Raw genomic sequence first — 21858 nt, 5'->3', positions numbered from 1 at the left:
ACGGCGAAAGACAAGAGAACATCCATGATTGATTTCCTGATTATCGGTGGGGGCATTGCCGGGCTGAGTGCGGGCGCTCGCCTGTCCGAATACGGCATAGTCACCGTGTTAGAGGCTGAAGACGCGCTGGGATATCACACATCAGGTCGCTCTGCCGCACTGTTCGAGAAAGGCTACGGCCCGGCCTCGGTCAAGACCCTGAACGAAGCAAGCGCCGAGTTCTTTGAAACAAACGCCTACCTGACTCCACGCGGTTTGGTGCTGGTAGGCGGACAGGATCAGGGGGAGTTGTTTGAAAAGGATGCCAGCGACCTGGGGGTACAGCGGATTACGCTAGAGGACGCCTCGGGCCACATCCCGATTCTGAATCCTGACACAGTTGGTTACGCAGGCATCAGCAACAGCGCCTTTGACATCGATACGGATCGGGTGATGCAAGACTTTGCCCGGGTCATCCGGCGAAATGGCGGTTCGGTTCTGACCCGGCAGAAGGTCAGAGGCTTACGTAAATCCGATCACTGGATCGTCGATACCTCTGAGACATTCGAAGCACGCAACCTGGTAAACGCTGCTGGTGCTTGGGTCGACGACGTGGCCCGGCTGGCAGGGATCACACCGATTGGGATCACACCCTATCGTCGGTCTATGGCTCGCCTTCCTGCACCGGGGGGCCATGACTTACGAAACTGGCCCATGATGTTGGGGGTGGGCGAGACCTGGTATGCCAAGCCCGATGCAGGCAAGCTGCTGGTCTCTCCTTGCGAGTCGGACCCGACCACACCTCATGACGCCTATGCTGACGACATGGTTCTCGCCGAAGGATTGGCGCGATACGAAGATATGGTTACCGAACCCGTGACACGGGTGGAAACCAATTGGGCGGGACTACGGAGTTTTGTCGCCGATGGTACGCTGGTGCTTGGGCCCGATCCGAGCGACTCATCATTCATTTGGTCAGCCGCTCAGGGGGGATACGGGTTTCAGACTGCGCCAGCCGCGGCGCAACTGGTGGCCGATCTTGCAACCGGCAATGCCCCTCGGCTGGATGCGGCAACCGTGCAGGCACTGTCACCCGACAGATTGCATCGATGACCGCGCGCAAACTGCCACCAAATGCCAGCGTCGCCACCGAAGGAGAAGGCGATAAGCTCATCGCCCCGGCTGCGAGCCGAAATGCGGCGGTGCTGTGCGATCTTCTGGAACGAACCGCCCCGCCATCAGGCCGCGCCTTGGAACTGGCCAGCGGTACCGGGCAACATATCTCGGGTTTCGCCCGACGGATGCCCGGTTTGCACTGGCAACCTAGCGAAGTCACCGTCGAGCGGCGTGCAAGTATAGATGCCTATACCAGGGATCTACCCAACATCTCTTCGGCGGTTCATCTGAATGCAACCGCGCCGGACTGGCACAAGACCATTGCCCGACAGGATCTGGTGGTGCTGATCAATCTCCTGCACCTGATCAGTTTGCCCGAGGCAGAGACCCTTATTGCCGAGGCCGCGTATGTTCTGAATGCAAATGGACGTCTGGTGCTATACGGCCCCTTCAAGCGTGATGGGCGATTGACCAGCGATGGTGACCAGCGGTTTCACGATGCATTGGTTCAAAAAGACTCGGAAATTGGTTACAAGGACGATGCTCAGATACTGGCGGTGCTGAAGGATCACGCCCTCGAACCGATCGAGGTCGTTGAAATGCCCGCCAATAACTTGGCATTCGTCGCGCAAAAAAGCTGAAATCTGATCAGGATCAAAGTCTGCCCCGCCTTCCATCATTCATATGCAATTTATCATATGTATTTGAAGGGATGTTGATATGAGCTGGCAGGATTCACTGAATGGAACGCGTAGTAGTTTGCGTAATCTTAACGGTGCCATTCCCGATACCACGCGCGCATTTGGGGCCTTGGGAAAATCGGTCAAGGAAGGCGGGACACTGGATTACAAAACTAAGGAGTTTATTGCGTTAGGCATGTCGATCGCCATTCGGTGTGAGCCTTGCATTACTCTGCATTCCGAAGCGTTGGTCAAAGCAGGCGCCACGCGCGATGAAGTTTCGGACGTTCTGGCTATGGCCGTGCAGATGGGTGGCGGTCCATCCATGATGTATGCGGCGAAAGCTTTGGATTGCTTTGATGAATTGAACGTCTAAAAAACCCACCAGAGGCGGGCTTTTTAAGGCGGTACTGATAAGTACCGCCTCGTTATTTTATATCAGCCGTCTTTACGGATGGTCTCATTCTTCGGATCATAGGGGCTGTCGCAGGTCACGACCGCATCCCACAACTTATCCTGAATTTTGACCTGCAGCTTGGTGCCTTCAACCGCCTGCTCGGGCTTTACATAGCCCATGCCGATGGATTTCTCGAAGGCTACCGAGTAACCGCCCGAAGTCAGACGGCCCACGCGTTCACCTTCCGGTGTGTATAGCACCTCACGGCCCCACGGGTCGGCATCGTCCGGCCCATCGATCAACAGGGTGCAGCACTTCACGCGAACACCTGTCTCTTCCAGCTTCGCCTTGCCATAAAAATCCTTGGACAGGTCGACAAAGCGCGGCAGATCGGCCTCCAGCGGGGTCGCGTCGCGGCCCAGTTCGGTGCCAAAGGCACGATAGGATTTCTCCTGACGCAGCCAGTTCTGCGCGCGCGCTCCAACCAGCTTCATACCGTGCTTCTCACCGGCTTTTTCCAGCAGGTCGAACAGGTAGTTCTGCATCTCGATCGGATGGTGCAGTTCCCAGCCCAGCTCACCGGTATAGGCCACACGGATCGCGTTCACCGGGCACATGCCCAATTCGATCTGGCGCGCCGACAGCCATGGGAAGCGTTTGTTGGACAGCGCAGTTTCCGGATCCGCGTCTTTGATAACCTCTTTCAGAACGTCACGCGACTTGGGACCGGCGATGGCGAATACGCCCCACTGGGTGGTTACGTCCTGGATCTCGATATAGCCGAACTCCTCCATCTTGTCCTCGGCCGCCTTCCGCAGATAGTCGGCGTCATACTCGGTCCATGCCCCGGCAGAGACGATGTAGTAGTTGTTCTCACCAATACGGACGATGGTGTATTCGGTGCGGGTGGTGCCGTGTGAGGTCAGCGCATAGGTCAGGTTGATGCGACCGATCTTGGGCAGCTTGTTGCAGGTGAACCAATCCAGGAACTGGGTCGCACCGGGGCCTTTGACGACGTGCTTGGTAAAGGCCGATGCGTCGATCAGGCCAACGCCTTCGCGGATCGACTTGGCCTCTTCGACAGCATATTGCCACCAGCCGCCACGGCGGAAGCTCCGGCTTTCATTGTCAAAGTTATCTGGCGCGTCAAGCGGTCCAAAATAGTTGGGACGTTCCCAGCCGTTAACCCAGCCGAACTGTGCGCCACGCGCTTTCTGGCGGTCATAAGCTGGAACAGTCCGCAGTGGGCGGCAGGCTGCACGTTCTTCGTCGGGGTGGTGCAGGATGTAGACGTGCTCATAGCACTCTTCGTTCTTGCGTGCCGCGAACTCGGTGGTCATCCAGTTGCTGCTGTAACGTTTGGGGTCCAGCGAAGCCATGTCGATCTCGGCTTCGCCATCGACCATCATCTGTGCCAGATAGTAGCCGGTACCGCCCGCAGCGGTGATGCCAAACGAGAACCCCTCGGCCAGCCACATGTTGCGCAAGCCCGGAGCGGGACCAACCAGCGGATTGCCGTCGGGTGTGTAGCAGATCGGGCCGTTGAAATCGTCCTTCAGGCCGGATTCGGCGCACGAAGGAACGCGTTCGGCCATCGCCATGTACTGATCCGCAATCCGGTCCAGATCCAGCGGAAACAGGTCAGCACGGAAGCTGTCCGGAACACCGTGTTCGAACTGCGCGGGCGCGCCGTGTTCGTAAATGCCCAGAATCCAGCCACCGCGTTCTTCACGAGCGTAGGATTCGTTGTCGGCATCTCGCACAACAGGGTGTTCAGGATTACCCGCCTCACGCCATTTGACCAACTCGGGGTCTTTATCCATGACGATGAAGGTATGTTCGACCGGGATCGCGGGCATCTTGATGCCCAGCATCTTAGCCGTGCGCTGCGCGTGGTTGCCCGATGCGGTGACGACATGTTCGGCGGTGATAACCACCTGCTCGTCCGAAGGGATGAGGTTGCCGCCCTTCTCGACCATCTTGGTGCAGGTGACTTCCCAGTGGGTGCCATTCCAATGGAAGGCGTCGGCCTGCATCTTGCGCACAATATCAACACCGCGCTGGCGCGCACCTTTGGCCATCGCCTGTGTCACGTCGGCGGGGTTAATATAGCCATCCTCGGTGTGATAGATCGCGCCTTTCAGGTCCGAGGTTTCGATCAGCGGCCAGCGTTCCTTGATCTGGTCCGGGGATAGCCATTCGTACGCCACATCGCAGGTTTCTGCAGTAGACGCATAAAGCATGTATTCGTCCATACGCTCTTGCGTCTGCGCCATACGCAGGTTGCCAACGACAGCAAAGCCCGCGTTCAGGCCGGTCTCTTCTTCAAGTTGCTTGTAAAAGTCGACCGAGTACTTGTGGATGTGCGTCGTCGCGTAGGACATGTTGAAAAGCGGCAGCAGACCCGCCGCGTGCCATGTCGATCCGGACGTCAACTCGTCCCGTTCGATCAACATCACATCATCCCAGCCCGCTTTGGCCAGATGATAGGCAATCGAGGTCCCAACGGCGCCGCCGCCAACGACCAGTGCTTTGACTTGGGTTTTCATAACCGGGCGTCTCCCCTTGAATTCAGCTGCCACCATATGGCGCATTTGCGGGGCCCGGCGCGACATTCATCCGACCAGTGATAATAGAAAAACGACCCGCAATTGATGCCGGCCGTTGTTTGCGCGTAATAATCCGATCAGTTTTTGCCGAACGTACAGCGTTTGGTTCTGCCAGTTACCGCGCAGGACGAGCTTTCGCTTCCTTTTCGAACACGGACGTTGGAGCCACCTGCATTTGCTGCTGAAGCAACCTCTCCACCTCCGCTTAACGCTCCGAAAACGGGAAGTTTCTGCAGAAAACCCTTGATCAGACCGCCACCCGACCCAGAGGGCTCAGCATCGGCCTGGCGCTGATCCGAGAGCAAAATCATCTCAAGCGCCTTTCCGTAGGCCATCTGCAAATTGTCCTGATTCTCGAAAACCTTGCCGCCTGTGATGTCCGCCAGACCTTCTGCGTTGAAATCTGTCGCAGTCAGCGTATTCAGCATCATCGCGCCAATATCCATATTTTCGATTTTCTGCTGTGTTACCTTGTCCTGCATGGCAATCATCTTGCCATAGAGGGTCAGCATTTTATCGGCCATTTCAGGTTGTTCCTTAAGTGGCACATAAATATCTTGCCCTGTCGCGACCGAGGGGAATTCCAACAGTGCATTCAGTCCCGCCAGATCGACTGTTTTCAGAAACTGCCGGATTGTTGCATCGTTTCCGTTGGTGTGCAGACGCAGCACGACTTCTTCATCAAATCCGATGCGGCCTTTGATCTTACGAATGTCGCTTTCTTGAACACCGCCAGACAAACCCCCGGTCACTTCTGCAAACGCCACTCCATCAATGACTGCAAATCCATCAGAGACCTCCATCGCATTCATAACGTCGGCCTGTCTCCCCAGCGCCAACCCAACCATTGTGTTGCGTGCCTTCTTGGGCTTCAAAGTGATGTCAAACCAGGCGATTTCACCATCTTTTTCATAAACATACCCTGACCGAGCCAGTTTACGTATCAGACCATCCCGCCCTTCATTCGTCAGGCGGAACAATTCCTCCTGACTGGAAATGGAGCTGATTAGCGGGGAAAGCTCAAGCTCGGACAATGCCTTCTGAACCGGTTTGCTCTGGGTATCTGTCAGATCGTATCTGGCCCATCCTTCTGGCGGTGTTGGCAGATATGATTTTGCGCCAGCGTCCCAGCTTTTCTTGCGTTCACGTTCGGTCTGTTTTGCAACTTTCTCGGCCTGAAAAACACCGAACCGATCATTGATCGTGTCGATGTAACTGCCAAAGGACAATGTGCCGTCGTGCTTTTTGTCCTGTTGGTAATAGTCAAGACCCGCGACAACAATCGCCGCGATCAGCAAAAACCCAATGAAACGCAGCGCGCCCATAAATCAACCTCAGAATCAATTACTGCTCTGAAGAGATTCAGTTCCATAAAATTGGGGCGCGGGTATGACAGATTTTTGGAATTATCTGTTCGTCGGCATTCAATCTGGAAGCGAAAGAATCTTTCCCGGATTCATGATGTTGTCAGGATCCAGCGCAGCTTTGATCACCGCCATATAGGTGGTCGCAGCGCCAAGTTCTTTCACCAGATAGGGGCGTTTTCCTTGCCCGATCCCATGCTCTCCGGTGCAGGTACCCTCCATCGAGATTGCAAGATCGTTCAGCCATCCCACAAATTCCTCTGCGCCTGAAACCTCGGTCGCGTCGTCCATGTCGATCAACAACAGAGTATGGAAATTACCATCTCCGACATGGCCCACAATCGGGGCCAGTAATCCCAACTCGGCGGTTTTGTCCTGCGCAGCCGTCACGCAGTCGGCCAAACGCGAGATCGGAACACAAACATCCGTAGAAATCCCCTGCGCACCCGGGCGCAACTGCAGGCTGGCCCAATACATATCGTGCCGTGCTTGCCAAAGCTTGTTGCGCTCTTCTGTTGTTGAGGTCGCGGTGAATTCGGTCCCGCCGAACTCTTCCGCGATCTGCCCAAAGGTTTCGGCCTGTTCGACGGCCCCGCTGTCAGAGCCATGAAACTCTAGCAGCAACAGAGGCGTTTCGGGCAGGGCCAACCCCGAATAGGCATTTGCCGCTTTGACCGACATCTGATCCAGCAACTCGATCCGGGCAACAGGAATGCCATATTGAATGGTCATCATCACCGCCTGGCACGCCGCATCCACTGTGGGGAATGAACAGCGGGCTGAGCTGATGGCCTCGGGAATGCCGTGCAAACGCAGCGTGATTTCGGTGATAATGCCCAGTGTACCCTCGGCACCAATCAACAGGCGTGTCAGATCATACCCGGCCGAGGACTTGCGGGCCCGATGTCCGGTGCGGATCACTTGCCCATCCGGCATCACCGCCTCCAGGCTGAGCACATTGTCTTTCATCGTCCCGTAGCGAACCGCGTTGGTGCCGGATGCGCGTGTCGCGGCCATGCCACCTAGCGAAGCATTCGCACCAGGGTCGATAGGAAAGAACAATCCCTGATCTCGCAGATGGGTATTTAGATCGGCACGGGTGACACCTGGCTGTACGACGCAATCCAGATCGCCAACATTGACCGCAAGTATTTTGTTCATCTGGCTCAGATCGACAGATATGCCGCCAGCAGGCGCATTCACGTGCCCCTCAAGCGAGGTGCCGGTACCAAAGGGGATAACCGGCACTTTATGCGCCGCACAGGTTTTGACGATATCTGCCACTTCTTCGGTGGAATGTGGAAAGACAACCGCATCCGGGCTCTGGTTTTCGATCCACGTCGTAGTATGCCCATGTTGCTCACGGATCGCAGCACTGGCCTGCAGACGGTCCCCGAAACTTTGCTTCAGTATTCCTACAACCGTTTTGATCCCGGCTTCATTTCGCGGCAAAGCAGCTGCCTGCACCATCCCATCCCTCTTCGTTCAGGCAAAACAGCCTATAGCATCGCAGGTACAACCTGATCGGGCGGGCGATGACCATCCTCGAAGGTTTTGATATTAATGATTACCTTCTCACCCATCTCGATCCGACCTTCCAGCGTGGCCGAGCTCATATGCGGCAACAGCACCACATTTGGCAGTTGTCGAAGGCGAGGATTTACATTCGTGCCCTGTTCATAAACATCCAGACCCGCGCCAGCGATTCCCCCCGCACGGATCATCCGGGTCAGCGCGTTTTCGTCTAATACTTCACCTCGAGAAGTGTTCACGATCACCGCCGAGGGTTTCATCAATTTCAACCGCCGCGCATTCATCAGGTGAAAGGTCGAAGGCGTCGACGGACAGTTGATCGAGATGACGTCCATCCGTGCCACCATCTGATCCAGGCTGTCCCAATAGGTCGCTTCCAACTCTTGCTCGACTTCCGGGCGCAAGCGGCGGCGATTGTGGTAATGCACCTGCATTCCAAACGCGCTTGCTCGGCGCGCAACGGCCTGCCCGATCCGGCCCATACCGAGAATACCCAATCGGCGCCCACCTACCCGACCGCCCAATAAGGCGGTTGGTGCCCAACCGGTCCAATCACCTTTTTGCATCACGCCCAACCCCTCGGGGATACGCCGTGTGACCGCAAGGATAAGAGCCATCGTCATATCTGCTGTATCGTCGGTCAACACACCCGGCGTGTTCGAAACCAGAATGCCCCGCTGCCGCGCCGTCGCTACATCAATATTGTCGACCCCAGCACCATAATTCGCAATCAGGCGCAAATTCTCGCCTGCCTGTCCCAGAATACCGCCATCAATGATATCGGTGATGGTTGGAACCAATACATCTGCCTCTTTCATGGCGGCGGTAAGTTCTTCGCGTGTCATGGGGGCATCATTGTCACGTAGCTTTACATCAAAAAGCTCGCTCAACCGGGTTTCCACCGCTTCAGGCAACCGTCGCGTAACGACAACACTCAGACGTTCTCTTGGCACTTCGACCCTCCTACTGCTTTGCAAACAGCCGCGCGTCATGTCATCGTGGCGCAGGATTACACGGGGCACAAGAACCCCTTGGGCATCGTCTCAACCTTTTTTACACACGAACTACAGGCATAAGAGCAGACAGGCAGTGAGTGCTAGTTTTTCAGTGAACCGCCATCTTGTGGCGTTGATCTCGATATTTCTTCTCGCGTTCGGCACCATGACCGCATCCGCGCAGGAAAAGCGCGGCCCGGTGACGAATCTGCCACTTCCCCGATATGTCTCGATGAAAGCAGCTGAAGGCAATGTCCGGCGTGGTCCCTCACTGACGCATCGAATCGACTGGGTGTTCAAGAGACGCGGCATGCCATTGCAGATCACAGCCGAATACGGAAACTGGCGCAAAGTCCAGGACCGCGACGGTGCCGGGGGCTGGGTGCACTACGCGCTGCTTTCAGGCGTGCGGACAGTTCTCATCGAATCCGACTTGCTACCGGTTTACGCCACGCCCGATCCAAAATCGCCGGTGAATGCGCATTTCGAAACCGGAGTTGTCGCCCGGCTGGAAAAATGCACGCCCGATTGGTGTCGCGTCTCGGCTGGAGGCTATCGTGGCTGGACCCTCAAGAACAATCTTTGGGGGGTCGAGCCTTCTGAGATTCGAGAGTAACTGACGCCCCCTGTACCCGGTTGCTTCGCCGTTTACGCCTCAGACTGACCGCCGCCACGCTTGGCCAGTTCTTGATCCAGCAGCAAGAGATTCCAGCGATCACCGCTGGCCGCCTTGGCCTTATCCAGAATCGACGTGAACAGGTCTTCTTCTTCTATTTGCTCGGCCAGAAACCAGTTCAGCATATTTTGCGTGCTGTATTCCTTGACCTCATGCGCCAGTTCGAACAGAGCGTTGATCTGCGCCGTGACAGTCTGCTCTTGCGCCAGCGCCTGTTCGAGAACATCAACAGGCGATTCATATTCCGTTTGCGGCTTGGCGATCCCATCCAGATTTATCCGGGCGCCACGCTTGGCGATAAAGTCGAAAATACGCATCGCATGTGTATCCTCTTCAGCGGAATGGCCGCGGAACCAACTGGCGAAACCGGGCAGGTCCTGAGCCTCGAAATAGGCTGACATCGCCAAATAGGTGTATGAGGCATGAAGCTCGTTGTTGATCTGCTTGTTCAGCGCTTCGACGACTTGCGGATTCAGTTTCATCGCTTGTTCCTTTTTGTCTGGATAGCGGACAATTGTTAGCTATGCCTGCAAACGGATAAATGCAACTGGCAAGAACCTTATTTACCAATATTTATCAATAATTTACACATCTTTTAGTGCAATTGAAACGCAATCGCAGATGGTCGAAGCAATGGGCATTGCGGGCAGACGATTTTAGCTATGAACTCTTTGAACGTTACCTATTTTTACACCTTGGAAACCAGCTCAACCCTGATCGTTCACATCGCCAACACGGCGCAGCACTTACCGCCAGACCGCTATCGAAATAATTTTCAGATCGATATCATTTTTGTCCAAAAAAGCCCTTGAACCCCGAAAGCAACAGTCGTAGATAGCCGCTCATCGTTGGGGTGTAGCCAAGTGGTAAGGCAGCAGTTTTTGGTACTGTGTATCGTAGGTTCGAATCCTACCACCCCAGCCACCTTTTCCAGAAAAGACAGGAAAATAAGGGGCAACAGAGCCTCCGGAAAATCCGATGTGACACAGCCAGCCAAAAATCGACACAGCAGTCGGTTGCGCAAACACCGTTACCATGCCGGCCCCTACCTCATGCGCCGTGGCCGTATTTTCTATTTCCGAAAACGCCTGCCAAAAAAACTATCAAACCAGGTCTCAAACCTTTTTCTTTGCCTGTCGCTGCGAACCGACCTCCCGCTCGACGCCGTGAAGCGCGCAGCCGCGCTGCTCACCGTCCTCGAGCAGATGGAGAAAACACACGTGGACGCACTGATTAAAGATTCGCTTACCGACGCTCTGGACAAGCGTATTTCTGAACTTGTCGCGACCAAGGAAGATCGGAAACGAGCTTGGCTCGAGGAGCACGCGGAAGCTCTTGAGGAGCACGCGAAATACCACCGCAAGAAACTCGATTGAAAGCCTTCCGGTCACAGTTTTTCGTCAAGGTAAGCGAACGCGCAAAACCACCACATGCCTGAATTGAAGATTAGTTTGTACAGGTCCGAAACGTAACAAGTGTGGAGAAACTGAAATGGCGATTTGGGAAATCACTTTCAATGTAGCAGCCGCCTAGGCGACGATCACGCTGCTTCTTTTCGTACGTCATCTTTTGAAAACCTGTGGGCGGGATCGATTGAATTACGCTGAACTCGTGAAACAGTTTCGGGAACCCCAGTACTCGGCAGAGCTTATCCGGGCAGATTGCTTCTGCGCCATCGATCGCGAACATCCGCTTTCTTCGCGCCAGAGCCTGACTTTATCGGACCTGGATGGAACGCCAATGGGAGGTCTGCATCCTTCACACCCGTTTCAACGAAAAATCCGGCAGGAGTTTGAAAATGTCGCCGCTGAATACAATCCGACAGTAATCTGCCAGTACTTTCTGCCACTAATCCCCTTTGTGAGTTCAGGACAGTGTTGCAGTATCGTTGATCCGCTGACTGTTGCGACCGAACGTGAGCTTAACTTCTCGAATGGCAAAGTGGTTTTCTTACCCTTCACGAAACCGCTCAGTTATGAATATGCCATTCTCGAACCAAACCACCGACCACCGTCCCAATTGGCATTACAGACCAAAGCGGGATGGAAGGCGGAAGTGTTGAGGATGTTGGATGGTGTAAAGGCAAACCCTCTTTCCTTTTGGATAGATGAAGCTGGGACAGAATAGATCACCATAGAACTTACGATCTGAAAACCAATTTTTGTGTTTGGCTACTGTGTGACCAAAAGCCGGTATTCATGCATGTTGCGGCATCCGTTACTCTGGGCTCTTCGCGGCCATCAGAGCCGGTGCAGCATTGCCCATTGCCCCACATCACACAGACCTTACGAACGGCCCAAACCTGCCATTCAATCACCGATAGGCATGCCACGGTGCGGCCCGTCAGGCCGGCCATTCGCTGCGACTGCAAGATCAGAGGGTGGGCGGACTCACAGTTCGCGGACTTTGCGGCCATCCGCATTTTCACTCCAAAGGACCGTAGTCAGCCCCAAGCGGACATTCGTAACAAGGATTTGCAGCTCCTGCTTCGGACCATAGGCCGTCAGAGATTGATAGGAGGTGTCGTCACACTGGTTAGCGTCGCCGTTGCAAACAGGATCAGGACAACAGCCAACATCTCCATTGAAATCGACCGCCGGAGAGCAATTTCCGCGCCACGCTTCTCAGCCCTGAGAGCCGGAACAAATCTCAGCTTGTTCAGCGCCGCCAGGCCAAGAAGGGCAGAAACGATCACGACCTTGGCCAAAAGTACCAATCCATAGGCCGTTCCGAACAAGGCGACCACAGAGCCCGAAAGCAGCCATGCGAGTGCTGCGCCAGCAACAATCAGGACGGCAACTCCGTAAGCAGCGACATTGCCAAAATGGTGCAGTAGATCGGCCCCAGTGGGAGTGAGCGCCGCTTTGTGCAAGGGCAGAAGAGCGCCAACCCAAAAGGCGACTGCCAGAAGATGAAGAAACAGTAAGACTGCGAGAGGCGCCCTGGGCTCTCCAAGCGAGTGTCCCACCTGAGCAAAGGAAATCGCTATGGCAAGGCTGCCCGCCAAAGCGACCCACTGCCCTACGCGGGGGAGCAGGATTGCCAATATCGCGAGTTCACCCACCCCTCGCCAAATCGCAGCGGTGCCAAGCGGGCTGTCCCAGACAATGCCAAGCATCATTGGGTCCGTCGCGCCCTCAAAGCCCATTCCGGATATCCGCGCCGCTCTGATGCCGAAACGTAGAGCCAGAACGGCGAGACCGAGAAGCGCCGCGCCGACCGCGAGGTGACGTGCAAGGCGCAAAACGGACGCCTCGGCGCGCGTGGCAAAGAGAACGGTGAACAGGATGCTGCCCATCGCCAGCAGCGCCGCGCCGTAGCCAAGTGCTTTCGCCAAAATGGCCAAGACGACAACACCGTCAATGGGGGCCAGTCCGGTCACTCAGCGACCGTGAAAGAGAAGCTGCCCTGCATCGGGTGACCGTCTGACGCCATACCTCGCCAGTCGAAGCGGTAGCTTCCCGGTGCAAGCTCTTCCAACGGCATGGCCCGGAATTCTGTGGCGGGGTCCATACCTGTCTCGCGTTCAATTTCGACGTCGCCATCTGGGGAGGTCAGCGTAATCGAAATGATGCGCATCGGATCATCGAACCGCATGGAAATCTCCGGCGCGTTCGTGACAGTCGCGCCGTCAGCCGGTGTCGTTGCTTCAGACTTTGAATGCGCAGCCGCAAGCATCGGAGCCATTGCAACGGCCAAACCGAAAAGAGTTTGTTTGATCATCTGAGTTGTTTCCTATTCGGACTGGGTATTCAGTTCGTCATGATACTCACGAAGGTCATCGGACCAGGTTGATTTGATAAAGGATAGCACCGCAATGATTTCGTCATCGCTGAGCACTCCTTCATAGACCGGCATACCAGTTGCGGGCGCATTCTCTATCAGCCCGGCCAGGCCAAATTTGGTCAGGGTGAAAAGCGTTTCATCATCGTGGTGCCACGTATGCCCTGTGGCGTCATGCGGAGGTGCCGGTAGCAAACCATCCTCGCCGCGTATCCGCCAGTTTGGCTGTCCTTCCAGGCGTGCTCCGTGGCAGGCAGCACATTGTTCCGCGTAAATTATTTGGCCAATGGCGACCAATTCGGCGTCATCCGGTGTCAATAGACCGACCGCTTTGGTGGGCTGGGCCAGAACGAATGCTACGGTGAAACCGGCGAGCGCAAGGCCACCGGTGACCAATAGTGTTGTGCGCCCAGCCATCAGGTGTTGAACGGCTGCGCGGTGCCCGCGCGGTAGTACACCGTTCCGGATCCAGCCTTTCCCCCAAATGCAATGACGTCATAGCGGGCGGACGGATCGTCGCCCATACCAGGGGAGCCCATTGGCATGCCGGGAACAGCAAGCCCTGTGATGTCAGGCCGATCCTTCAACACGGCTTCCAGTGCTTCAAACGGCACATGGCCTTCAATGACATAACCATCGGCTTCTATGGTGTGACAGGATGCGAGGTTCAACGGGATACCCCGCGCTGACTTCTGTGCCTCGGGGTCGGTCAGTTCCTCAACGGTAACGGCGTAGCCACGTGCGCGAGCCAAGTCGGCCCATGCGTGACAACATCCGCAACCTGGTGAGCTGAGCACGTGCATTGGGGTGCCTGCACGAACGGGAAGAGCGGTCGCGATGAGAGCAGTTGCAGACAGTGCTGTGAAGTAACGACGTGTGATCATGTCTGTCGGTCCTTTGAAGTGAAATTTGAACGGATTGCGGGCGAGCGCCCGTAGCCATTCAGGCTTTCGGAGGACCGGTGGGGACACCCAGTGCGAGGCTCGAAAAATCGGAACCAGCGTGCGTCACACCACCCACTGAGATCACCAATGGAGCAATCGGCGAAATCCCCGCCGTGGCGACAAAATCACCAAAACAGGATGTTGAACCCATGCCGCTACTGGTGTCGCAACAATCCGCAGCAGCTTTTTCGGCATCAGCCAACGGACCGTCGCCCGCCATTTGAGCATTATGACCAGAATGATCCGATCCATGGGTCAAGCCATGCTTCGCGGACGCTGCGGATGCGCCAGAGAATGCAACAACTAGAAGTATCGACAGGACCAGGCGAAACATACCAATACCTACTGGGGGTATGTGGTTTTGACAAGTTACGAGGATGGGTCGCCATATACATCCTAGTTGCACTCATTATGGGTGCGCCACATCTCTGGATCATGCCCGTCCGGAACAGTGGAACATAGATCACCTGAAATTCCGGTAAGACTGATTACTGACTGACTTGCGCATTAGTTGGCAACGGCAATGTCAGCAGGTAGGCGTTTAGCCCAAGGTGTTGCCGGTGATGAAGGTGTACGAACTTTCCACCAGATCGATGACGACATCCAGCTCTTCTGGTGTGGCCGGAGTATAGATCATGACAAAGCCACTCCATCCGGGACGTTGATTGGCCCAAGGGTGTCCTACGGCCCAGCCAGCCTCAATTGCCCGTCGCGCCATTGCAGGGTGCAGCGAAGCGTGCAAGCTGCCATCAGGATGCATATGAGCAAACTCAAACCCACCAACGATAGAGCTCGGTTGGGACAACAACATGTCGGGATCAAGCTGAAAACCAATTGCGCCAGGAAGCGATATGCGTGTCGGGCCAAGTGTGACACCTGGGAATTGCGCAACTCGCTCCAGCAATAGCTGGGCCAAATCGACATCAATTTCGACACCAATCTGTGTATGGGGTACTCCGCTTGTCGTTTCGGGACTGGGCGAGGTGCGCTCCGGCAAGGAGCGCGCTTGTGCGAATGCCAGCGGGCACGTCAATGCCACCGTTGTCGCGGCAGCCGCCAGTAGATTCAGGAACACATTCATTTTGTTGTCAGCCGGTCAAAAGTTAAGAATGAGCGCTCGGCACCATATCAGTTCCCTTGCACACATCATTCAGCCTTTAACGCTTCGACATTGATCAAGACCGCTATTTCGTCGCTCACCGCTGGTGCAAAGGCCCCAAGTCCGAATTCAGACCGCACGATAGTCGCCGTGGCTGCCAGCCCCAAGGTCGGCGTGCCCTCCTTTTCGCCAAAAGGGTATGGCGCTGACTTGTTAAGCGTTGTTTCCAGAACAACAGGTTTGGTGACGCCATTCATGGTCAGGTCGCCAGAAATATTCGCGGAATTGTCCCCGGTCACTTCAATGCTGGTTGAGGCGAAAGTGACCACGTCATCGTCACTCGCGCTGAAAAAGTCATCGGACATGAAGTGTTGCAGACGGGCGTCCCAGCCCGTGATCATGGATTTTACAGGCATAGACACTGTGACAGATGACGCAGACGGATCATCTTCGTTGAAATCTATCTCGCCGCTAAAACCTGAGAACATTCCAAACGTTTCTGAGAACCCGATGTGGTTGTAGCTGAACAAAACCTGGCTGTGTCCAGGATCCAGCTCGTAAGTGCCACTCTCGGACAACGCGGTTGTCGCGCCCATCGATAAGAGTACCGCCAGCGGGGTTGCTGCCACTTTGAACATTGATACGCTCCCATTTTGACAAGACGTGTTCGCGGAATTGAGTATTGAGCTTTAGCTTTTAGCTGGCCATATTTTTAGTACAAAATGCTCTACTGCGCAACAATGTGTTCTATAGGAGGGGCGGTTGAAAGAAGATCCTAGGCTGATCGCCACACGGCAGGCCGCGCTTGATGCGGCGCAAAGGATACTAGTGGATGAGGGCGTGCTGCACGTAACTCATGGCGCAGTTTCAAAGGCAACTGGCATTTCGCGCAGCACACTTTACAGGCACTGGCCAGATGCGCGTTGTCTGCGTGATGCAGCGTTCAGGCGCATCGCAACACCGCCGAACATACCGCCCAAAACCGATGGCCCGATGCGATCTGACCTGCGCTGGTTGCTCGGAGTACTGATGGGAGCCTTGAATGACACACCATGGGGCCAAATCGCACCTCAAGTGGTCGCTGCTGCGTCCACCGACGAAGAGGCGCGGTTAGTGATAACTGAATTCATGAAAGACAGGTTCGCAAGTGTAGAAGCAGTATTTGCAGCCGCAATCGGTCGCGGTGAGATCACCGACGACGTTCCGGTTGACCAGCTCATAGAACTAGCAGTCGCTGCACCTTATTTTCGCAAGCTCATACGTCACGAGGCCCTGGACGAAGATTGGTTGGATCGACATGTCGATCTGCTTTGCAGTTATGCGAAAACCAATTCTGGACGGTGAGAACCGCCTGAAATTGCAAACAAAGCGGCCAATAAAAATAACAGTTTCCAAGATCGCAGTATGGCTACGTTCGCCGCTTGACATCAGCACGTCGCAGGGTCAATTCGAACCGCTCCCCACAACGTTGACGACTTCACCCTGATTTGTCGCTGCCGCTAATTCACAATGCAACATGAACACCTTTGGGTTCAGTGTCGCCCACGGCAATGTCGACTTTCGGGAACCGGCCAAACATTGCAATGTCCAGTATCCTCCTCGGATGCGCCGTTCGCTGACTTGCACTTAAGTGACTTGAAGCAGCCCAAACTGAACCTTCTCACCCAAGCATTGCAATTTAGTAAACTCGCAACGAAGCGGCATTTAGACTATTTCCGCCCAAAAACCGCTTCCAAAACGCGATCCCCCAAACTGACTTGGTAATGTCAGGTTCAATGCGGGCGTCACGCGCACCAATGCTGCCCGATTAGTCCGTTGCGAAGCAATAAAACAGACCTGCCCCGCCTGAACGTGGCAGATGTTCCTCTCCGCAACCGCGCGAGCCGTGCGATGAGTTCCAGGACACCATGTTTCGGGCATCGTTGAGACCGATACGGTCATGATGCCCGACAATCGCAGATCCATCCTCGCTGTTCGAAGTCCAGTTACTGCATGTTGTGTCACCACCTGCCGTAGAGAAGTATCCCGCAGAATCGGAGCCGGTCAAAATGTCATGTTTGTTCGGCTGACTGCCACGCCCATTGACAGGGTTGCCATTTTCGTCGAGCGCGGTCTGTAGATTAATGTTCACGCTGTCGCTATGCAGGTCCTCAACATTGTTGGCGATGAACTCTCCGTTGGCATTATACCACGGACCCGATCCGATCCGGTCGCGTGCAGAAACGCCATTGGTAATGGTCATTGGGTCGGTGCTGCGATCAATGGACATTGAGGTGCTCAGATAGGCCGCAAAAGTCTTGGAAGAACCGGTCGCGGAGGCAAGCGCATTACAATGAGCATCGGCTCCTTCGAGGCCGCCTAGATTGGCACCGTCGCCCTTGCCGACGCTAGTGATGAAGAACGACATCTCTTCGCCTGCCGATTGCGCGTGTCCGGTTGCCGCGATACAGCAGATAACGAGTGCAGCAACCCCATGGACAGTTGTTCTTTTGATGAACTTCGACATGTGTGTCTCCCTTCGTGCTGTGTAATCACAGATGCTAGTCGTATGTAACCATCGGGTCCGGATGTATGGCACTATGGTGCTGGCGCCATTCACTACAGCCGGTCATGCATGACCGACCCAGTGGCCCTATTCATTATTACACTAGTCCTGTCTTACGTGTTAAGTACGGTCGCTCATCTGTTCCCAGGATTATTTGTAACGATTGACTGAGGGTCGTGACGGAATGACACAAAAAATCGCTTTTTGGACCATACCAATATCCCTCGCGGTTCTGGCCCTGAAACTGCTGGCCTGGTGGCTGACGGGCTCGGTGGCGTTGTTGTCAGACGCAATGGAATCTACTGTAAATGTCGTTGCGGCGCTGCTGGCGTATTTTGCAGTTCGGATTTCCAATATACCCCCTGACAAAAACCACCCATTCGGTCACAAAAAGGCCGAGTATCTTTCCGCCGTCGCCGAGGGCGTACTGATTGTGTTGGCGGCGTTCTTGATCATCAGAGAAGCTGTGCTGGCGCTCCCAAACCCGCATCTTGAGGATGCACCACTTCTTGGAATTGCCGTCAATGTCATTGCAACGGGCGTGAATGGCGCATGGGCCTACCTATTGCTCAAAATCGGCAGGCGCGAGGGTTCGCCTGCATTGGAGGCAAGCTCCCGGCACGTTTTCACAGATGTCATGACCTCAGTTGGTGTGATCTCAGGTCTGATACTGGCGCTTGCCACCGGCTGGTTGATCCTCGACCCGATCCTGGCAATTCTTGTTGCGTTGAACATCTTGTGGGAGGGCTGGAAAGTCATTCGGGCGTCTGTCGATGGACTGATGGATGTGACCCTTTCGGATCATGACTTGCAGACCGTTTCTGATGCAATCGAAGCAAATCTCGGCGCAGCCTTAGAGTACCACGACCTCAAAGGACGCAGATCCGCAAATGTCATCTTCGTCGAGTTTCATCTTGTTGTGGACGGCACAATGCCAGTCAGCGCAGCACACGATATATGCAATGACATCGAGGAAGAATTGGAGCTCTTGTATCCGGGTTCTGTCTTTGTAATTCACCTCGAACCTGATGACGAGTTGAAGGGTGACGGGGTTGGCGCCCACTAAACTGGTCAAATTGATCTGCAAAAACTCTATTGGTTTGACTGATCTGACTAAGACGTTCGGCTTGAAATTCGTCAGACCTAAGCCCGCTGTGGGAAAGCCGGACCAGAAGTAACCTGTTCCCGCACGCCGATCCGTGAAGCCCTTCGCAAATTGGCTGCCGCCGGACTCGTGACCATTCGGCCTCGTTCAGGAGCTACGGTGAGCCACCCAACTATGGCGCAGATTGTCGATCTTTTTGAGGTCGTCTCGGAACTTGAAGCTTTCGCTGCGCGTCTCGCCGCAACCCGTGCCACGGACGCGCAGATGGCGGCCATCCAGATTGCACATGATCAATGCGGTTTTTTGGCCCGAACTGGTGATGCCCGGGACTACTTCGAAGCAAACAACGTTTTTCACAGTGCGATCTGGGCAGCGACGAATAATCAGGCCTTAATCGAGCAGATCAGAGCCGCTGACAAACGCCTCACCCCATATCGCCGCCAAATCACCTTTTATCCCAGGCGCAAGCAAGACAGTCCGTCTGAACACAAACAAATCGCCGAAGCCCTTGCCCTCCGTCAGCCTGACATCGCGCAAAGTGCAATGCGGGATCACGTGATGATCCTGGCGGACGACGCTCTTCAAATGGCGCGCGATTTGAGACTTTAACCCAAAAGGACCGCATACATGGAATTAAACCTTGATGGCAGGACAGCCCTCATCACTGGCGCGTCAATGGGCATTGGCGAACATATCGCAGAAACACTTGCGGCGGAGGGGGTGAATTTGCACCTCACAGCACGCAGCGCAGACAAACTGGAAGACTTGAAGGCTCGGATCATCGGCTCACACAATGTCTCCGTCACGTTACATCCGTTTGACCTAATGACACAGGGTACACCTAAAAAATTAGCGCAGGCCATCACCGACGTTGACATTCTGGTCAACAACGCAGGGGCCATCCCCAGCGGCGATTTGTGGGATGTGGATGAAGACGCTTGGCGCGCGGGCTTTGATTTGAAGGTCTTCGGCTACATCAATATGTGCCGCCTATTCTACACTAAGATGAAGGACGCCGGCGGTGGGGTTATCATCAACATCATCGGAAACGGTGGTGAAGTTCTGGACCGCGACTATATCGCCGGAGCCACGGGCAACATTAGCCTGATGGGGTTTACCCGTGCTTTGGGCGGCTACGCGTTGGATGACAACATGCGTGTGGTTGGGATCAATCCCGGCCCGGTGAACACGGACCGGATCTATAACATGCTCAAGAAATGGGCCGAAAAAGATCTCGGCGATGCGGAACGTTATCAAGAACTGGCGTCAGGATACCCCTTGGGGCGCCCAGCCCATTGCAGCGAAATTTCCGACCTTGTGGCGTTTCTGGCCTCTGACAGAGCGGGCTACACAACCGGCACGGTCTATACTGTCGATGGCGGCATATCTGCGCGGACATCCATCGTATGACGCGCCTCGGATTGCTGATCCCCTCTTCGAACGTGGTGATGGAGCCCTTGGCGGCACGGCAACCTGACGTGCAGGTGCATGTAAACCGCCTACCTGTCCTCGACGTGCCCCTTGACCCTGCTTCACAGGCGCAATTTGCGTTGGACGGCCAAGTCGCGGCGGCCAAGCTGTTGTGTGATGCGAATGTCGACAAAATCGTCTGGGGCGGGACATCCGCCAGTTGGCTGGAGTTTGTGCACGACACCGTCTTTGCCAAGCGGGTCACAGCCGAAACCGGAGTGCCAACAACCACAACAGTCTTGCAAATCAACGAAGAATTGTCGCAGCGCAGGATCAAAAGGATCGGTATGGTGACGCCTTATACGGCTGACGTCGCGCGACAAATAAACCGCAACTATGATGCAGAAGGCTTCGAAGTTTCAGCGTGGCGAAACTACGGCGGGAGTATGAGCCATGACTTCGCTGCGATCCCCAAATCAGTGATAAAAACGATGATCTGCGAGGTAGCTAAATCCGATGTGGAGGCCATCATTGTCATGTGCACCAACGTCGCTGCGGCCGACTTGTCAGATGAATTAAGCCAAACCTTGGGTCGTCCCGTCATTGACAGTGCGCTGTCGAGCTTTCGCAAATAATCGAATGAAAAAATCTTCTAGGTAAACTTACAGGGCACCTACACGACCTCGTTGCACAAATCGGCTTGAGGAATCACTCCATGAAACCAGCGTGATAGCTGGGAAGCATGAGCAGTTGGGTCCCTACGAAGTACAAGGGTTCTGTCGCAAAGATCTTCGTAGTTGGAGAGTACCGCAAAGTGTGGGGCAGTTGTCTTTCGGGATTGATGTTGGCAAGGATTTTGGATGTCCGCCGCTCCGCAAGCCTACCAACTGAAAGTCCGCCTTTTGGGGATCAGCCCGATGATCTGGCGGCGTGTTTTGGTATCGGAATCGACGACACTGCGTGAACTGCACGGCATTCTTCAGGTCGCGATGGGCTGGGAAGGCATTCATCTGTTTGTGTTCGATATCCACGCAGTACGGTACGGTTCGTCCGAGTTGCAAGCAGGAAATCCGGATGTGCCCTTGTAGCTGATCGGCGATGATTTCATCAAAATCACCTACGATCAACGTCTGGCGTGAGCAACCGAAGAACAGTTAACGTGACAACACCCTTTCCAGACTTGCTGGGCGCAGGCGACGTTAATGTGAAGGTCTTGGGCGTTGAGCGCACATTCTGGGAAAAAGCAACGATCCTGCATATGCTCTATTATCAGGACGTCACCAAACATCTGGCTGACCGCATGTCGCGCAATTATTACGATATGGCCCAGCTGATCACACATGAAACCCATTCTCGCGCTATCGAACAGATCGACTTGTTGGATCAGGTTGCGCACCATAAATCCGTCTTCTTCAAAACGGCCTGGGCCAACTACGAAAATGCCAAGCCCGGATCTTTAAGATTGCTACCGAATCCTGAGCTGAAAGCCGCGCTGCGCCGGGACTATGCCGGGATGCAGGAGATGATAAGGATCTGTTGCGAAGTTTCTGGCTGAACGAAGAGTTTACACCGAACCTGCGGCTTAAACCGCTAGTTCAGCGAATTGACGAAACGGACAGAGTC

The 21858-nt window shown here is 54.9% G+C and carries 26 protein-coding genes, 1 tRNA gene and 1 pseudogene; 15 read left to right on the top strand and 13 right to left on the bottom strand.

Annotated elements, in window-relative coordinates:
• The first annotated feature begins 24 nt into the window (after window positions 1-24).
• From BLU89_RS16755 to BLU89_RS16745, 3 genes are all read left to right on the top strand, one after another.
• Window positions 25-1092, top strand: coding sequence for an NAD(P)/FAD-dependent oxidoreductase (locus BLU89_RS16755; RefSeq protein ID WP_074738153.1), 1068 nt, complete (start codon window positions 25-27; stop codon window positions 1090-1092).
• Window positions 1089-1736 (top strand): DUF938 domain-containing protein, encoded by a 648-nt coding sequence (locus BLU89_RS16750; protein ID WP_074738151.1) that lies wholly within the window; start codon window positions 1089-1091, stop codon window positions 1734-1736. The genes BLU89_RS16755 and BLU89_RS16750 overlap by 4 nt, the downstream gene beginning before the upstream one ends.
• Window positions 1737-1815: 79 nt before the next feature.
• Complete coding sequence (locus tag BLU89_RS16745) at window positions 1816-2151, top strand: carboxymuconolactone decarboxylase family protein (RefSeq protein WP_074738149.1); 336 nt, start codon at window positions 1816-1818, stop codon at window positions 2149-2151.
• Between the two features lie 62 nt (window positions 2152-2213).
• Here BLU89_RS16745 and BLU89_RS16740 read toward each other — a convergent pair whose 3' ends face one another.
• From BLU89_RS16740 to BLU89_RS16725, 4 genes are all read right to left on the bottom strand, one after another.
• The gene (locus tag BLU89_RS16740; RefSeq protein ID WP_074738147.1) at window positions 2214-4721 is read right to left on the bottom strand and encodes a GcvT family protein; all 2508 of its coding nucleotides are present in this window, start codon (window positions 4719-4721) and stop codon (window positions 2214-2216) included.
• 137 nt (window positions 4722-4858) lie between these two features.
• On the bottom strand, window positions 4859-6106 hold the full coding sequence (locus BLU89_RS16735; RefSeq protein ID WP_074738145.1) for a hypothetical protein: 1248 nt from the start codon (window positions 6104-6106) through the stop codon (window positions 4859-4861).
• A 99-nt stretch (window positions 6107-6205) separates the two neighbouring features.
• Window positions 6206-7615, bottom strand: a complete 1410-nt coding sequence (locus BLU89_RS16730) for an FAD-binding oxidoreductase (protein ID WP_074738134.1) — start codon at window positions 7613-7615, stop codon at window positions 6206-6208.
• A 29-nt stretch (window positions 7616-7644) separates the two neighbouring features.
• Window positions 7645-8631: a 2-hydroxyacid dehydrogenase gene (locus tag BLU89_RS16725; protein WP_074738132.1), complete on the bottom strand. Its 987-nt coding sequence runs from the start codon at window positions 8629-8631 to the stop codon at window positions 7645-7647.
• A gap of 208 nt (window positions 8632-8839) precedes the next feature.
• Here BLU89_RS16725 and BLU89_RS16720 point away from each other — a divergent pair, with 208 nt between their 5' ends.
• A complete protein-coding gene (locus BLU89_RS16720) occupies window positions 8840-9289 on the top strand; it encodes an SH3 domain-containing protein (protein WP_245709780.1) in 450 nt (149 codons plus the stop codon).
• Window positions 9290-9321: 32 nt separating this feature from the next.
• Here BLU89_RS16720 and BLU89_RS16715 read toward each other — a convergent pair whose 3' ends face one another.
• Window positions 9322-9831 carry a ferritin gene (locus BLU89_RS16715; protein ID WP_074738128.1) on the bottom strand — a complete coding sequence of 170 codons (510 nt, stop codon included), beginning with the start codon at window positions 9829-9831 and terminating at the stop codon, window positions 9322-9324.
• A gap of 367 nt (window positions 9832-10198) precedes the next feature.
• Here BLU89_RS16715 and BLU89_RS16710 point away from each other — a divergent pair.
• From BLU89_RS16710 to BLU89_RS16700, 3 genes are all read left to right on the top strand, one after another.
• Window positions 10199-10273, top strand: a tRNA-Gln gene (locus BLU89_RS16710).
• 56 nt (window positions 10274-10329) lie between these two features.
• Entirely contained in the window at window positions 10330-10725 is a 396-nt protein-coding gene (locus BLU89_RS21585; protein ID WP_176797718.1) for a DUF6538 domain-containing protein, read from the top strand.
• Between the two features lie 217 nt (window positions 10726-10942).
• Entirely contained in the window at window positions 10943-11476 is a 534-nt protein-coding gene (locus BLU89_RS16700) for a LysR substrate-binding domain-containing protein (protein WP_074738124.1), read from the top strand.
• Window positions 11477-11852: 376 nt separating this feature from the next.
• On the opposite strand, the gene BLU89_RS16690 is transcribed toward BLU89_RS16700, so the two are convergent.
• The 7 genes from BLU89_RS16690 to BLU89_RS16660 all read right to left on the bottom strand — a co-directional run bounded on the left by BLU89_RS16690 (window position 11853) and on the right by BLU89_RS16660 (window position 15813).
• Window positions 11853-12731: a CopD family protein gene (locus tag BLU89_RS16690; RefSeq protein ID WP_074738120.1), complete on the bottom strand. Its 879-nt coding sequence runs from the start codon at window positions 12729-12731 to the stop codon at window positions 11853-11855.
• Window positions 12728-13072, bottom strand: coding sequence for a copper resistance CopC family protein (locus BLU89_RS16685; protein WP_074738118.1), 345 nt, complete (start codon window positions 13070-13072; stop codon window positions 12728-12730). The genes BLU89_RS16690 and BLU89_RS16685 overlap by 4 nt, the downstream gene beginning before the upstream one ends.
• A 12-nt stretch (window positions 13073-13084) precedes the next feature.
• Window positions 13085-13549, bottom strand: coding sequence for a c-type cytochrome (locus tag BLU89_RS16680; RefSeq protein WP_074738116.1), 465 nt, complete (start codon window positions 13547-13549; stop codon window positions 13085-13087).
• Window positions 13549-14016, bottom strand: coding sequence for a DUF411 domain-containing protein (locus tag BLU89_RS16675; protein ID WP_074738114.1), 468 nt, complete (start codon window positions 14014-14016; stop codon window positions 13549-13551). The genes BLU89_RS16680 and BLU89_RS16675 overlap by 1 nt, the downstream gene beginning before the upstream one ends.
• A 58-nt stretch (window positions 14017-14074) precedes the next feature.
• A complete protein-coding gene (locus BLU89_RS16670) occupies window positions 14075-14410 on the bottom strand; it encodes a hypothetical protein (RefSeq protein WP_074738112.1) in 336 nt (111 codons plus the stop codon).
• A 207-nt stretch (window positions 14411-14617) separates the two neighbouring features.
• Window positions 14618-15157, bottom strand: a complete 540-nt coding sequence (locus BLU89_RS16665; RefSeq protein WP_074738110.1) for a luciferase domain-containing protein — start codon at window positions 15155-15157, stop codon at window positions 14618-14620.
• 65 nt (window positions 15158-15222) lie between these two features.
• Window positions 15223-15813, bottom strand: a complete 591-nt coding sequence (locus tag BLU89_RS16660; RefSeq protein ID WP_074738108.1) for a YceI family protein — start codon at window positions 15811-15813, stop codon at window positions 15223-15225.
• A 124-nt stretch (window positions 15814-15937) separates the two neighbouring features.
• Between BLU89_RS16660 and BLU89_RS16655 the strand changes: the two genes are divergently transcribed.
• Window positions 15938-16519 (top strand): TetR/AcrR family transcriptional regulator, encoded by a 582-nt coding sequence (locus BLU89_RS16655; RefSeq protein ID WP_074738106.1) that lies wholly within the window; start codon window positions 15938-15940, stop codon window positions 16517-16519.
• A 463-nt stretch (window positions 16520-16982) separates the two neighbouring features.
• Here BLU89_RS16655 and BLU89_RS16650 read toward each other — a convergent pair whose 3' ends face one another.
• Entirely contained in the window at window positions 16983-17681 is a 699-nt protein-coding gene (locus BLU89_RS16650) for a hypothetical protein (RefSeq protein ID WP_074738104.1), read from the bottom strand.
• Between the two features lie 223 nt (window positions 17682-17904).
• On the opposite strand from BLU89_RS16650, the gene BLU89_RS16645 reads away from it, so the two are divergent.
• The 7 genes and pseudogenes from BLU89_RS16645 (at window position 17905) to BLU89_RS16620 (ending at window position 21790) form a co-directional block, all read left to right on the top strand.
• Window positions 17905-18786 (top strand): cation diffusion facilitator family transporter, encoded by an 882-nt coding sequence (locus BLU89_RS16645; RefSeq protein WP_074738102.1) that lies wholly within the window; start codon window positions 17905-17907, stop codon window positions 18784-18786.
• Window positions 18787-18912: 126 nt separating this feature from the next.
• A pseudogene (locus BLU89_RS21890) lies at window positions 18913-18975 on the top strand (hypothetical protein); the annotation flags it as partial.
• 24 nt (window positions 18976-18999) lie between these two features.
• Window positions 19000-19434, top strand: a complete 435-nt coding sequence (locus tag BLU89_RS16640) for a GntR family transcriptional regulator (RefSeq protein ID WP_281241187.1) — start codon at window positions 19000-19002, stop codon at window positions 19432-19434.
• 18 nt (window positions 19435-19452) lie between these two features.
• Complete coding sequence (locus BLU89_RS16635; protein ID WP_074738098.1) at window positions 19453-20235, top strand: short-chain dehydrogenase/reductase; 783 nt, start codon at window positions 19453-19455, stop codon at window positions 20233-20235.
• On the top strand, window positions 20232-20870 hold the full coding sequence (locus BLU89_RS16630) for a maleate cis-trans isomerase family protein (RefSeq protein WP_074738096.1): 639 nt from the start codon (window positions 20232-20234) through the stop codon (window positions 20868-20870). The genes BLU89_RS16635 and BLU89_RS16630 overlap by 4 nt, the downstream gene beginning before the upstream one ends.
• A 225-nt stretch (window positions 20871-21095) precedes the next feature.
• Window positions 21096-21323: a plasmid pRiA4b ORF-3 family protein gene (locus tag BLU89_RS16625; RefSeq protein WP_074738094.1), complete on the top strand. Its 228-nt coding sequence runs from the start codon at window positions 21096-21098 to the stop codon at window positions 21321-21323.
• Window positions 21324-21394: 71 nt separating this feature from the next.
• Complete coding sequence (locus BLU89_RS16620) at window positions 21395-21790, top strand: nucleotidyl transferase AbiEii/AbiGii toxin family protein (protein WP_074738092.1); 396 nt, start codon at window positions 21395-21397, stop codon at window positions 21788-21790.
• The last annotated feature ends 68 nt before the right edge of the window (window positions 21791-21858 follow it).

Source organism: Ruegeria halocynthiae (genome assembly GCF_900106805.1).
Taxonomy (GTDB): Bacteria; Pseudomonadota; Alphaproteobacteria; order Rhodobacterales; family Rhodobacteraceae; genus Ruegeria; species Ruegeria halocynthiae.
Note: the sequence above shows the minus strand (reverse complement) of the source record. Positions and strands in the feature narration are given on the sequence as shown.